Consider the following 14,329-nt stretch of genomic DNA (forward strand, 5'->3'; position numbering starts at 1 on the left):
GAAATGCAAGACGTTGAAGCCGTCATTAAGCATGTAGAGAAAAACTGTAAGGCTCAAGGTAAACAACTAACGACCAAGCGTAAGTTGGTTCTCCATGCCTTAATTCATGCCGATAAGGCTTTATCAGCCTATGAACTGGTGGATTATTGTAAAACACACCTTAATCAGAATATTCAAGCGATGTCGGTGTATCGTATTTTAGATTTTCTTGAGAATGAACATTTGGCCCACAAGCTTAAAGTATCGAATAAATACATCGTTTGTTCTCATATCCTTTGCGAGCATGAACACGGAGTTCCTCAATTTCTCATTTGTTCCAAATGCGAAAAAATTAGTGAACAAACCTTAGATGCCTCAATGATTACAGGGTTTCAGTCTCAAGCAAGGCAACAGGGTTTTACTGTGATTAGTCCTCAAATCGAAATCAACTGCGTATGCGACGACTGCGTTAAGTAGTCGGCACCGTTTTTGCTGTGCCATCTCCGTACCATTCTATATTTTGCGCCCTCCCTCAGAAGAGAAAAGACAAATGTTAAAAAGAAATCAAAGTGGTTGCATGCGTGATTCGTTGACAAACCACACATTAGTTCAAGGCTATAGGAGAAGAGCAAATGAGCTCTAATACCCAATCGATAATAAACATACCGACGAACATTATTACCGGGTTTCTTGGTGTAGGTAAAACGTCTGCAATCTTAAAGTTATTGGAAAACAAACCAAAAGGTGAGCGCTGGGCTGTGCTTGTCAATGAGTTTGGTGAAATTGGAGTTGATGGTAGCTTGCTACAAGGCCAACAAACTGCAGACCAGCAAGTATTTATCCGCGAAGTCCCCGGCGGGTGCATGTGTTGTGCAGCCGGTTTACCGATGCAAATTGCACTGAACCAACTGTTATCAGAGGCAAGGCCAGACCGTTTGCTAATAGAGCCAACGGGGTTAGGGCACCCAAAAGAAGTACTGCAAGTCTTGTCGAGTGAACATTATCGCAAGGTATTATCGCTACAAAAGACCCTAACCTTAGTCGATGCGCGTAAGTTGTCAGACAGTCGTTATACCAGTAACGGCACGTTCAATCAGCAAATTGCGATTGCCGATACGGTTATCGGTAATAAACAAGATTTGTACCAAGAGGGCGATACAGAGAAATTAGAAGCCTACGTGGCTGAATTAGGTCACCCAATGACGAAAGTAATATTTGCGCACTATGGCGATATTCCGTTGTCGGATTTTGAAGGAGAGACGCTCATTCAAGCACGGTCACCTCATCACCATCATCATGGTCACAAAAAAACGTTGGCCTCTGAGGTCGCGATGCCGGAAAGTGGTGTGATTATGGCAATGAACCAGGGAGAAGGGTTTGAAAGTGTTGGCTGGCGCTTTGCACCAAACAAGCATTTTGATCGTAAACAGATACTCGATGTCTTAATCGAACTTGACGTGGAGCGCATGAAAGCGGTGTTTATCACTCAAGATGGAGTGTTTAGTTACAATAAGGCTGAAGATGAACTGGCAGAAGTCGAATTGAATGACTGCGTTGAAAGCCGTATCGAGATCATTGGCCGCTCGATTGATGCGGGTTTAGAGGAGCGTCTGTTGCAGTGCATTGTCAATTTGCATGCCATTAATTGATCGACATGGCGTTAAGCTTGTTGCAATTAACGTATTGGTAACTGAGTGAACGTTGCCGCCGCAAAGTTGATCTAATTTATGGTCTGGTAATAAGCGGCCGGGAATTCTTCATAGAAAAATGGTAATGTTTAGAGCATTCTAAACACGCCTTTATTCTCTCTGTGCCATGCTTTTATTAATAAGAGCACAGTTTTGAAGGTGAGGAAAACTAGGACGATCAAGGAGGTTTCATGCTTAACTCTCTATCGGCTCAATCGGTGATCGATCATGCACTCTTTTTAGGGGCTGATTTCGCTGAGCTATTCGTAGAACATCACCAAACCAACACCGTCCAGATTGCATCTGGTGAAGTGGATAAGGTTAACTCGGGTATCGATTTTGGTATTGGTATCCGCCTCTTCTTCGGCCATAAAGTGTTGTATGGGTACACCAACAGCACGGACGAAGCAGAACTGAAACGTGTGACATCACTGCTTGCGGCAAAAGACAAGCGTGATCAAATCGCCTCTGCCGGATCATTGAACTTGAACCGCTACCCAGTCCAACATCGCTGTCGTATGCCGCTGAGCAAAGACGCCAATCTGGACTCCAAAATCGCATTCTTGCTTAAAGTCGACCGAGCCGCACGGGCGGAAAGCGAATACATCAGTCAATTCATTGGTAGCGTAGCGCAACGTGAGCAGCGCGTTTCTATCTTCAATTCTGAAGGGCTTCACGTTGATGATACTCGACACTACATTCGTGCATCAGGCAATGTAGTTGCTCAAAAAGGCAATGAGCAGGCTTCGGGTATGGAAGGCCCTGGTGCATTAGCAGGCTGGGAATTCAGTGAAGGTGTGGATGAGCAAGAATTAGGTCAAACTATTGCTAGACAAGCGTTGGTGAAGCTCGGTGCGGACGCGTGTCCGTCAGGTGAAATGCCCGTTATTATTGGTAATGGCTTTGGTGGCGTCATTTTTCACGAAGCCTGTGGTCACTTACTTGAAACGACTTCTGTTGCTAAGAAAGCCTCGGTATTTCACGACAAAATGGGTGACATGATAGCCCACACTGCGGTCAATGCCGTGGATGATGGCACCATGACCAATGAATGGGGTTCAATCCATGTTGATGATGAAGGCATGCCAACCCAGCGCACTCAACTCATTAAAGACGGTCAGCTCACCAGCTTTATGGTTGATAAAATGGGTGGGATGAAAACAGGGTTTGAACCGACAGGCTCCGGTCGTCGACAAAACTATAAGTTCGCGCCAACATCACGCATGCGCAATACCTTCATTGAAGAAGGGGACCATTCCTTGGACGATATGCTCTCGGGTATAGAGCGTGGTATTTACGCCAAAAAGATGGGCGGAGGCTCGGTTCAACCGGGAACGGGCGAGTTTAACTTTGCCGTGCGTGAAGCGTATTTGATTGAGAATGGTAAAATAACCAAACCTCTAAAAACCGCGACATTAATCAGTACGGGTCCAAAAGTGCTCAAAGAAATCAGCATGGTCGGAAAAGACATGGCGCTTGCGCCGGGGATGTGTGGCTCCGTTAGTGGCGCGGTCCCGACGACGGTGGGTCAACCTACGCTGAAAGTAGATAATATTTTGGTTGGAGGGGGTAGCTAATGAGCCAAGAACAACAACTTCTCAATACGATTGAGTACGTACTCTCAGAAGCACAACGTCAAGGCGCACAAGCTGATGTGATTGTTAACCGCAACAACAGCTTTTCGTTAAAGGCGAACCAAGGCCAACTAGACGAGTACAAAGTCAGCTCGAGCCAAGTCATGGGCGTACGAGTCATTAAAGACGCGCGCGTCGCCACCAGTTATTCTGAGTCACTCGAGCAATCGAGCCTTGATTTGATGTTAACGAACGCATTACAAAGCGCGCGTTTCTCAAAGCAGGATGAGCATCAAACCATTAGCTGTGTGAACAATCAAATCACAACAAATGTCGCTGAAATTGCTCAAGACGACACAACATCCGTCGACGATAAAATTGCGCTTTCTCTAGCGCTTGAGCAAGGCGTGGTCGCTCTGCCTCATGCATCCAGTTCGCCATACAATGGCTACAGCGACGGTGAAGGTCAGTTGATTATTGCCAATACTCAAGGGACGTTGTGTCGCCATTTTGAGCGTTCATTTAGCTGTTATGCGTATACGCTGTTTGAAAAGGACGACAAACAATCCATGGCAGGTAAGGTGTCAGTAGGTCGTCGTTTTGATGAGCTAGACGCGGCTTACTGCATTGACGGAGGGTATAATCTTGCTCGGGATCTGCTCGACGGTGCCCCCGTTGCGACGGGTAATTACTCGGCAATATTCCACGTGAATGCGTTAAGTAGTTTATTTGGTGCCTTTGGCAGCGCGTTTTCTGGTGTAAGCGCAATGAAAGGCATTACACCTCTAGCAGACAAGCTTGGACAACCTATAGCGAGTGACCTTATTACACTGATTGATAAGGCGTATGTGCCACAGGGTATGGCCATCGCGGCGTTTGATAGTGAAGGGTTTGCCACTCAAGACAACGGGCTTATTACAGACGGTAAGCTGAATACGTTACTGCATAATAGCCAAACCGCGAGTTACTTAGGTGCGACATCAACGGCAAGTGCGTCACGTGGTGCGAAATCGAGCTTGGATGTATCCGCTAATCATAAATGGATTGCGACAGGTACAAGCAGTCTCTCTGAGGTAAAAGCGGGCGAATATCTAGAGCTTGTCGAACTGCAAGGCGTGCATTCTGGCGCTGATGCGGTCAGTGGTGACTTCTCATTTGGTGCCAGTGGTTTTCTATGTCGAGACGGCCAGCGCATTCAGCCTGTGCGAGGTATCACGGTCGCGGGCAATTTCTATAAGATGTTGCAAGAAGTCGACGCGGTGGGGAATATCCAGTTGAACAACGACAGTCGTACTTTCTTTGCACCCGACGTACGCTTTGCTCGCTTGAGTATTGGTGGAAAATAAAAGTAAGCTTCTAGAATGAAGAGGTGGAATGAAAAAGGACGCGCAAGTGTCCTTTTTCATTCACTCGTTGTCACGTTTGTTAACCATTAACCATTAACCACTAGCAACTCGACATCATGCCTTAGACATTGAGTATTACGCCAAGATTTCATTTCGAACTATCTCCGCACCAGCGCTTAAGGCGTTGAGCTTTGCTGTTGCAACAGAGCGAGGCAAAGGCGCCATGCCACAGTTCGTGCAAGGGTAGAGGTTTTCCGCATCCACAAACTGAAGGGCTTGTCGTAGCGTTTCTGCGACTTCTTCGGGTGTCTCAATGGTTTCGGTGGCGACATCGATCGCGCCGACCATGACTTTCTTACCTCGAATCAATTCAAGCAGCTCCATTGGAACATGAGAGTTGTGGCATTCTAATGAGATAATATCGATATTGGATTGTTGTAGCTTAGGAAACACCGCTTCATATTGTCTCCATTCTGTCCCTAACGTCTTTTTCCAATCGGTATTGGCTTTAATGCCATAGCCATAGCAAATATGTACCGCGGTTTCACATTTCAGCCCTTCGATAGCTCGTTCTAACGTGGCAATACCCCAATCGTTGACTTCGTCAAAAAAGACATTAAAGGCTGGTTCATCAAATTGAATAATATCCACACCCGCAGCTTCTAATTCTTTGGCTTCTTGGTTAAGGATTTTGGCAAATTCCCACGCGAGTTTCTCACGGCTTTTGTAGTGGTCATCAAAAAGCGTATCGATCATGGTCATTGGACCTGGCAGCGCCCATTTAATCGGTTGTTTCGTTTGTTGGCGTAATCGCTTGGCATCGTCGACAAATACAGGCTTTTGACGAGAAACGGCGCCAACCACCGTTGGGACACTCGCGTCATAACGATCACGAATTTTAACGGTTTTTCGTTTTTCAAAATCTACGCCGTTAAGGTGTTCAATAAACGTCGTCACAAAGTGTTGGCGCGTTTGCTCTCCATCGCTGACGATATCAATCCCAGCGTGCTGTTGTTCTTGTAAAGACACGCGCAAAGCGTCGTGTTTACCATCGATTAATTCGTCACCCTGTAACTTCCATGGTGACCACAGTGTTTCAGGTTGTGCAAGCCAAGACGGTTTTGGCAAACTGCCTGCGGTTGACGTGGGTAATAGTCTTTTCATAATCAAGCCTGTTTGTATTTGGGGACATTAAAGAAAGTACTGAGCAGACCATTGTTCAAGAACAAGGTTATAGGGCTTAATAAAGTGTTCTTCGGCAAATTTTCCCTGAGCAATCGCCAACTGGCCGCGTTCTTCTCGGTCATAAATAATCTGAGTAACGGAGTGATCGGCATTCTTCAGATTGGGTTGATAGCATTGCCCAGCCGCCGCATTCGCATTATAAATCTCAGGTCGGTAGATTTTTTGGAATGTACCCATCGTGCTGACCGTACTGATGAGTTCAAGATTGGTGTAATCATTAAGCAGATCACCAAAGAAATAGAAAGCCAGCGGTGCAACGCTATTTGATGGCATGAAGTAACGAACTTGCAATCCCATTTTTTTAAAATACTGCTCGGTTAACGAGGTGTCATTTGGCTGATATTCAAACCCTAGTACAGGGTGCTGATTGTCAGTACGGTAATAAGTTTTGTTGTCAGAAACACTTAGGCATATTACTGGCGGCTTATTAAAGTGCTTTTTATATGTAGGTGAGTTGACAAAGCAATTAAATAATTTCCCATGCAAATCACCAAAGTCTGCTGGGATACTAAAGTGTGGTTGGTCTTTATTATGCTCTAGAAGCAAGACACTAAAATCATAATCTCGTACATAAGAAGAAAAATTATTACCTAATATCCCTTCAATACGCTCGTTAGTATTATGGTCTATAATATTCGTCTTCAATACTTCAATGGAAGGAAAAGTCTGACCGGACCCTTCAATGTCTATATCGACTGAAATTATATCAAGTTCAACAGAATATCGCTCACCATTAGGGTTATCCCAATGAGCTAATGCATTGAAACTGTTATTGATCATCGCCAATGCGTTGCGCAGATTCTCTTGGCGGCTATCACCTCTAGCCAGATTGGCAAAGTTAGTTGTGATGCGAGTATTGTCTGAAGGTTGATAATGCTCATCGAGACAAATGCTCTTAATGGTAAAGTCGAATTCTGTAGTCATGGTTATCTAGTACCTAAAATTGTTGTCTTATTGTCTCGAATGATCTTAATGAAAAGTACGTTAAGAACTGAGTGAGCATTTATAATGAGGTCGTACAAACTTTGTTGATTAAGTTTTGACGTTCACTTAAAAGTTTTATTTCCGTTCGATATTTTCCCTTGTGCTTAATGTTTTTATACGGATATAACAGCATGATGAAAAATGGTTTTACTTCACATTCAACATGAAGAATATTCATGATGAATAAATCTTGGTATTGCGATTGAGTAGCAGTGATATTAATTAGGTTAAGAATGAATATAACCATATTTATATTGTGGTTTAAGCCAATGAATTACTCAGAGATAAATAAAGGTGAGTGAAATGCTGATATTAATTTATTAACGTGCACTTTTAAGACGTGGCGTTGGTTTTTTAGCCGGACGATTAGGCATCGGTGGAGGGGCGATAGGGTACGCCAGTTTAGGCAGTCGCGAGTTTGCATTAACAGATGGCTTTGCTGGGATTGTCTATTTACCGATGCTATTGGGTATTGTAAGTAGATCTTAGTGTACTGCCCCTTTCAGCGCCAAAGCCACTCATTATCTGCCCGCTTCAACGATTAAGCAGTGATTTACAGTTCTGATGTTGGTCCCGCTGTGAATATGGCGGCGAATTAAGCCTCTTCATTGATAGTGTTTATGAAAGTTGGTAAAAACCCATAATATTAATGGGTTATGTATCTTTCTTTGATTGAATGATAGGTCTTTCGATTTATGTTTTCGAGCTGAAAGTCTTTATTTGTCTTACCAAACATGAAACCTTCGATTCTACCTATTGCACACGCAAACGTTTACCTGTATTTTCTCGCCACTTAAATTTTTACTAATATCTTGTTGAGCGACCATTTGATGAACGGTTGTCCAACAACAATGAGGAATAACCATGAGTGAGAATACATCCGCTGCAACAGGCAGTTGGCTCGATAACTTCTTTTTGATTTCCAAACGCGGAAGTAACGTTCGTCGCGAGGTTGTTGCGGGCTTAACGACATTTTTGGCGATGGTGTATTCGGTTATCGTCGTACCAAGTATGCTTGGCGTAGCGGGTTTTGACCAAGGGTCGGTATTCATTGCAACGTGTTTAGTGGCTGCGTTTGGTTCTATGCTGATGGGCTTTTGGGCTAACCTACCAATGGCGATTGGTTGTGCTATCTCACTAACGGCATTTACCGCGTTTAGTTTGGTTTTAGGGCAGGGCATTTCAATACCTGTCGCGCTAGGCGCCGTGTTCTTGATGGGGGTTATTTTTACCGCGATTACCGTCACTGGTGTTCGACAATGGATTTTAACCAATCTTCCTGAAGGTATTGCTCACGGTACGGGCATTGGCATTGGTTTATTCTTGCTATTAATCGCAGCGAGTGGTGTTGGTCTAGTCATCAAAAACCCGGTAGAAGGTCTGCCTGTTACGTTAGGTGAGTTCACTTCTTTCCCTGTCATTATGTCCATGTTGGGCCTTGCGGCTATTTTTGGATTAGAGAAGCGCCAGGTTCCTGGTGGGATACTCTTTGTCATCGTTGCGATTTCTGTGTTTGGTCTTATTTTTGATCCTGCTGTGCAATATCAGGGCTTTTTTGCATTACCGAGCATTGGTGGTGAGAATTCTTTGATGGGGACGATGGACATCATGGGGGCACTCAATCCGATTGTATTACCAAGTGTATTAGCATTGGTGATGACAGCAATCTTTGACGCAACCGGGACCATTCGAGCGGTGGCGGGTCAAGCCAATCTTCTTGATAAAGATGGCAACATTATTGATGGTGGTAAAGCGCTCACCTCTGATTCTGTGTCGAGTATTGTTTCTGGCGCCGTGGGCGGGGCTCCAGCCGCCGTTTATATCGAGTCTGCGGCAGGTACGGCTGCTGGTGGTAAAACAGGTCTTACTGCGGTAGTAGTGGGGGTTTTATTCTTATTTTTGTTATTCCTTGCACCTATTAGCTATTTAGTTCCTGCATACGCGACTGCGCCAGCGTTAATGTACGTGGGCCTACTAATGCTAGGTAATGTTCGTAAACTGAATTTTGATGACTCGGTCGATGCATTATCAGGCTTGGTTTGTGCGGTATTCATCGTGCTTACTGGAAACATTGTGACAGGAATAATGCTAGGTTTCTTATGTCTCGTTGTAGGGCGTCTGTTCTCTGGCGAATGGAAGAAGCTTAACCTTGGCATAGTCTTAATTACCATCGTCTTAGTGGCTTTCTATGCGGGCGGTTGGGCGATTTAAACCTTAGCGACATCAATTTAGTTTTAATACCCAGTCAATTGGCTGGGTATTTTTAATTACGCTGTGGATGTAATCGTGATTTAAGGCTAGTTAACGTTGAAAATGTTGCTTAATAAAGTGTCCAGACTTAGTCGCATAGATGAAATAGACGATTTAAACTAAAAAATATTTTAAATCAGTTCCTTACCTTGCATGATTGAATGATATGTACCAGTCTTATTTCATAAGCATGGATAAGGATTGTGTATGCCTGCAACTTCAGTAAAAAACAAAGGGGTAGTAAAGAGAGTATTACTACCTTCTCTACTTATTAACCTGTTGTCTTTAGCTGTTCCGTTAACAGTTTTACAGATATACGATCGTATTCTCCCTAACCAAAGCTATGGTACCGCAACACTACTGTTAGCAGGGGCTTCTTTGGCGATAGCTATGGAGGCGCTCATTCGTTTCGTACGAACTTGGTTGCTTTCCGCAGCAGCAAGTAACACTGAAAAAATGACCTATCAAATACTTGTCTCGAAGGTGACAAAAGCGTCCTCTAGTCAAATCCGTCAGATAGGTGTGGGCGGCGTAGAGGAGGGATTAGGCTCGGTATCAAAAGTGAAGGATTGGTATTCAGGGGGGGTCATTGCTGGGTTTATCGACTTGCCTTTTGCGCTGATTTTTCTGGGTTTAGTGGCCTACATCGGCGGTGAGCTGGTGGCAATACCGATAGCCGTTTGGCTTATTACTCTGTGTATTGTTTGGTTGTCGTCACGAAAAGTAAAAGCGTTGAGTGAACAAGCCTCGGTTTATGAGCAGCAAAGAAAAGCCTTTTTGATTTTAATGAGTCAGACCCTCCAAGGCATCAAACGTCAAGCCGTTGAATCGCGGATTTTCAGCCAATTTAAATCCCTCAATCATTATCGTTCTCAGTCTAAAGCGAAAGAAGAAGAGCAAAATGCGTTTGCCCAGGAGTGCATTCAACTAGCGGCGTTGGCAACGTCTGTTTTATTGGTGATTACAGGTAGCTTATGGGTGTTAGATGGTGAACTCACTACAGGTGGCCTAGCCGCGTGTTCTATTCTTTCTGGCAGAGCGGTTGCGCCTTTAAGTGCGCTAGTTGGCGTTAAAATAAAACTCAATGCCATCCACACTGCAAATCAAGCGATTGAAAAGCTAGATGAGTTAGATAGTTCTACTCAACAAGACATCAAACATGAAGCATTCAAAACGCTAGAACTGTCGCATACGTCTATCGAGCGATACGGCTCAATTTATCAAATGAGTGTAAAAGCGAACCAAGGTGATTTGGTATTGCTGGATAGTGAAGAGCGTCATTTAAGCAGTCATATGCTGTCATCGATTGCTGGCGTAGATGAGCTAATAGCAGGCGACGTTAAGATTAACGAAAGCATCATTAATAGTGGTGCACTTAACTCATACGTTGCTTATTGCGGGGTAAAAGCGCAGCTCGTGGCAGGCACGATTTTGGATAACTTATGTGGATTTAACCCCGATCAAACTGATGAAGCAAATGATTACGCGAAACGCCTAGGTCTTACCAAAGAGATAACGAGATTACCCGATGGTTTAGAAACCCAAATAGGTCACACAAGTGCTTGTTTGTTGAGTATGGGGAATGTAAAAATGCTTAACATTGCCGCGCAGTTAGCCAGTGATAAGCCCATTGTGATGCTGGAAAGACCAGATGCATCCCTTGACCTTCAAGCACTAGCTAAACTTACTGCAGTTCTTCAACAGGAGACCGAACAAGGTCGCACTATCATAATGGTGACGCATTATCCCAAATTACGTGATTTAGCCACTCAAGTTATCTCTATAGAGAAAAACGTAAAAGAGGGAGAGGCAGCATGAATCACTTAGAAACCTTGTGTTTGTCCGTTCTCAAACAATTAGAAGTGAATGCAAATATTCAGCTATTTGCACGTCAATGGGTTGAGGAAAATCGAGTGGATTCAATCGATGATATTTTCGCCTTGTTTGACCGTTTGTTGTTGCCCTATCGCCTTGTCTCTGAAGTAAAAGACGCAGGTGATCATGAATTAATTCTAGCCGTTTCTGATGAAAACAACATCATACTCGGTCGAGCAGAAATGGGGGACTTTGAGTCGCTTGAGGGAGAAGCAGAACTATCGCTAGATCCTCAATTTTGCATTGTAATTGACGGAAGTCCTACTGAGAAATCGGCTTCAGATTGGGTTGGCGATCGCTTGCATGCTTTCAGACCGATTATTCCTAAACTTCTACTAGTCAGCTTTATTACGAATCTGTTTGCACTCGCTGTGCCGTTCATCACGATGTCCATTTATGATCATGTCATTGGTGGTGATGCTGGTCATGAACTTCAAGGTATCGCGATTGGAGCCGGTTTGCTGTTTGTCATGATGGGGTGGCTGCGTACGTTACGAAGTCGGGTGTTCGCAACCGTGTCGAATCGTGTCAGTCGCGAGATATCTCAATCGATAGTTCAGAAACTGTTACGCAATAGCTATTCTCAAAACCAACAAACGGCATCTTCAAGCCAGCAAAATCAATTACTTTTATCTGAACGGATAGCCAGTGTTCTATCTGGGCCTTTAGGTAATGCACTGTTTGATTTGCCTTTTGTCCTTTTATTTGTGGTCGCGATAGGCTTATTGGGAGGCTGGCTAGTTTTAGTTCCACTGTTTTCCCTAACCCTGTATTACGTGTTAGCTAAACGTTCGATTTACTTAAGCAGCAAACGCTCTATGCAATCGACGGTAGCAGGAACGAATCGTCAAAATATGGTTAATGAATTGTCGTCTAAGTTAGCTTTTATAAGAAGTTCAGGGATTGCTCGTTATTGGCTACAGCGTTTTGACAAAGCAAACTTTCTTGCGTCGAAGGTTTCATTTTCTCAATCGGTTCTTCAAAGCCGTTATACCTCTATTTATTACTTCATTGGTGTAGGTTCAACATTGGCTATCATGGGGTTAGGGATTGGACTTATTTTTGAAGAAGTGATGACGCCTGGTGGGTTAATTGCATCGATGATGTTGATCTCTAAAGTCACGGGTCCTGCGCAAATGCTGGCTAACAGTGCGTTGCGTTTAAACAGCTTCAATCAATCGAAGTTACAAGTGAATCGTTTGTTATCACAACCATCTGAGCGAGAGTTTAGCTATCAGCATCACCCGTTACCGTCACATGCACCAAGCCTGAAGTTAGATCAAGTGACATTACGTTATCCTAAGCAAGCTCGACCTGCGCTCAGCGGCATTACTTTCGACATCGAGGCTGGAGAAGTCGTTGCTATTACTGGGCCGTCTGGGAGTGGCAAGTCGGCGATGTTAGAAGTGCTTTCTGGGCTGCAGCTGATCCAAAATGGAATGGTGGAAGTGGAAGGGGTGAACTTAGTGCAATATGATCCGCAGCTTTATCGCCACTGGTGTTTTATCCGAGCGGCTTTCCCTGATTTGTTAACGCTGAGTATTCGAGAGTGGTTAAGTGATGGGCACAATGTGAAACAAGATCGAATGCTCAATGCCATTGAATTAGTAGGGGGAGCAAGTTGGTTGAGTTCCCTAACTGATGGTTTAGATACTCCGATTAGCGCGATTAACCCTGATAGTCTCTTTGATATGTTATCGGGCAGTGTGGCGCAAATACTAATAGATGCGAAAGCACTTATTTATGACTACAACCTCTATCTTTTAGATAACCCAGTTCCCGATTATCACCCAGGAGCAAGGCACATGTTTAGTCAGTTTCTCCTTGCGAAAAGAGGGAATGCAACCGTTGTATTCTCGTCTCACGATCCTGACCTAATTAAGATGGCAGATAAAGTTGTTGTTTTGAACGAAGGTTCAGTTGTGTATGCAGGGCCACTAGACCCACAAAATGAGCAAGAGGCAGAAAATGGATAATAAGTCGGTCGATAAGAATATGCGTTATGGCGAATTAGTGGAGTCCAAGAGTACAGCTCGTACCCTGATGATAGCAACGTGGTCGGTGGCATTTTGTGTGGTTGCTTTTGTGACTTGGTCAATGATCACTCAGGTCGATGAAATCGCGAAGGCGAAAGGGGCTGTTATCCCTGAAGGGGAAAAGCAAGTTCTGCAAAGCGATATCGGTGGCAAACTAAAACGACTTTTAGTGAAAGAAGGGCAACTTGTTGAAAAAGGTCAGCCATTGGTCGAGTTTGATGCGACATTTCAACAGACTGCATTGGAAGAATTACGATCCCAACAAGTTACGTTGCTGGCGAGTATCGAACGCATGAATGCCTTGCTTGAGAATCGTGAACCAAATTTTGGAGAGTTTGAAATCGACTTCCCAGAGATAGTGAGCCAGCAAAAAGCACAGCTTAATGCTCAAAAGGCGCTCTACTATCAAAAACGTATTGTCCTTGAAAAAGACAGCGAACAGATTGCAGAACAGCTCCTTAGTTTGGAAAAATCGTTGCCGAGTTATGAAAAAGAACTTTCGGCGACAATACAAGAATTGAATATCCTAAATAAGGGTTATAAGTCTGGTAACATTTCACGCTTAAGAGTGTTGGAAATGCGTCAAAAGTTGGCAAGCATTGAACAGAAGATCGAGGAAGCGCGTGGTAAAAAATCAGTGTTGATTAAACAAGCTGACGGAGTCGAACAAAAAATTAGGCAACTACTCGCAGAAGCAAAAGTTAAAGTCAGTGACGATCGTTCAAAAGCGGTGTCTGATTTGTCTGCACTTAACGCAAGAGTTCGTTCAAGCCAAGCGAAGGTAAGCAACACGACGTTACTCTCGCCATTACAAGGGTTAGTCCAAAGTCTACCAAGCACCAAAAATGGTGGGGTAATTCAACCGGGTGGAACGGTAGTTGAAATTGTTCCGATCGGTGGCAAAGCCGACTTTAAGGCTCGATTGTCCCCAAGAGATATTGGTTTTGTGAGTGTAGGGCAGGCAACTCGCATCAAGATCGATGCGTTTGATTACAGTCGTTTTGGTGCATTGAAAGGTGTGGTTGAGAGTATCTCTCCAACCACAAGCCAAAGTGAACGCGGTGAAATTTATTATGAGGTCGTCGTCTCGGTGGATGTTCCTTATTTCCGTGATAATCCGGAGAGCTTTTCTATTTTGCCGGGTATGACAGGCGAAGTGAATATTACAACCGGTGAGAAGTCTGTTTTCCAATACCTGTGGAAGCCAATTTACACGAACGTGAGTGTCGCGTTTGGTGAAAGGTAATTTCTATAGAGATTCGCAGAATAGTAAACACATAAGAAAATAGAAAGTAAAAGGGAGCACATCATGTGCTCCCTTTTTTGAACGTGCTTTCCCAGTTATGCCTGTT

General features: G+C 44.1%; 10 protein-coding genes and 1 pseudogene. 9 read left to right on the forward strand and 2 right to left on the reverse strand.

Annotation, left to right across the window (positions count from 1 at the left end; translation table 11 throughout):
- Nucleotides 1–3: 3 nt before the first annotated feature.
- The 4 genes from ACE1OE_RS11225 to ACE1OE_RS11240 all read left to right on the forward strand — a co-directional run bounded on the left by ACE1OE_RS11225 (nucleotide 4) and on the right by ACE1OE_RS11240 (nucleotide 4,587).
- A complete protein-coding gene (locus tag ACE1OE_RS11225) occupies nucleotides 4–456 on the forward strand; it encodes a Fur family transcriptional regulator (protein WP_449211085.1) in 453 nt (150 codons plus the stop codon).
- Nucleotides 457–611: 155 nt separating this feature from the next.
- Nucleotides 612–1,628, forward strand: a complete 1,017-nt coding sequence (locus ACE1OE_RS11230; RefSeq protein WP_449211086.1) for a CobW family GTP-binding protein — start codon at nucleotides 612–614, stop codon at nucleotides 1,626–1,628.
- 230 nt (nucleotides 1,629–1,858) lie between these two features.
- Nucleotides 1,859–3,244, forward strand: a complete 1,386-nt coding sequence (locus tag ACE1OE_RS11235; RefSeq protein WP_449211087.1) for a TldD/PmbA family protein — start codon at nucleotides 1,859–1,861, stop codon at nucleotides 3,242–3,244.
- Complete coding sequence (locus ACE1OE_RS11240) at nucleotides 3,244–4,587, forward strand: TldD/PmbA family protein (protein ID WP_449211088.1); 1,344 nt, start codon at nucleotides 3,244–3,246, stop codon at nucleotides 4,585–4,587. Before ACE1OE_RS11235 ends, ACE1OE_RS11240 begins: the two co-directional genes overlap by 1 nt.
- Before the next feature lie 135 nt (nucleotides 4,588–4,722).
- On the opposite strand, the gene ACE1OE_RS11245 is transcribed toward ACE1OE_RS11240, so the two are convergent.
- Nucleotides 4,723–5,751, reverse strand: coding sequence for a methionine synthase (locus ACE1OE_RS11245; protein ID WP_102469120.1), 1,029 nt, complete (start codon nucleotides 5,749–5,751; stop codon nucleotides 4,723–4,725).
- A gap of 27 nt (nucleotides 5,752–5,778) precedes the next feature.
- Nucleotides 5,779–6,756: a DUF1852 domain-containing protein gene (locus ACE1OE_RS11250; RefSeq protein WP_449211089.1), complete on the reverse strand. Its 978-nt coding sequence runs from the start codon at nucleotides 6,754–6,756 to the stop codon at nucleotides 5,779–5,781.
- 441 nt (nucleotides 6,757–7,197) lie between these two features.
- On the opposite strand from ACE1OE_RS11250, the pseudogene ACE1OE_RS11255 reads away from it, so the two are divergent.
- From ACE1OE_RS11255 to ACE1OE_RS11275, 5 genes and pseudogenes are all read left to right on the forward strand, one after another.
- Nucleotides 7,198–7,368, forward strand: a pseudogene (locus ACE1OE_RS11255) (sulfite exporter TauE/SafE family protein); the annotation flags it as partial.
- A 312-nt stretch (nucleotides 7,369–7,680) separates the two neighbouring features.
- A complete protein-coding gene (locus ACE1OE_RS11260; protein ID WP_102469118.1) occupies nucleotides 7,681–9,027 on the forward strand; it encodes an NCS2 family permease in 1,347 nt (448 codons plus the stop codon).
- A gap of 246 nt (nucleotides 9,028–9,273) precedes the next feature.
- On the forward strand, nucleotides 9,274–10,884 hold the full coding sequence (locus tag ACE1OE_RS11265; protein WP_449211090.1) for an ABC transporter transmembrane domain-containing protein: 1,611 nt from the start codon (nucleotides 9,274–9,276) through the stop codon (nucleotides 10,882–10,884).
- The gene (locus ACE1OE_RS11270; protein ID WP_449211091.1) at nucleotides 10,881–12,917 is read left to right on the forward strand and encodes an ABC transporter transmembrane domain-containing protein; all 2,037 of its coding nucleotides are present in this window, start codon (nucleotides 10,881–10,883) and stop codon (nucleotides 12,915–12,917) included. The genes ACE1OE_RS11265 and ACE1OE_RS11270 overlap by 4 nt, the downstream gene beginning before the upstream one ends.
- A complete protein-coding gene (locus ACE1OE_RS11275; RefSeq protein WP_449211092.1) occupies nucleotides 12,910–14,223 on the forward strand; it encodes an HlyD family type I secretion periplasmic adaptor subunit in 1,314 nt (437 codons plus the stop codon). The genes ACE1OE_RS11270 and ACE1OE_RS11275 overlap by 8 nt, the downstream gene beginning before the upstream one ends.
- Nucleotides 14,224–14,329: the final 106 nt, after the last annotated feature.

It is taken from the genome of Vibrio sp. E150_011, from assembly GCF_053544015.1.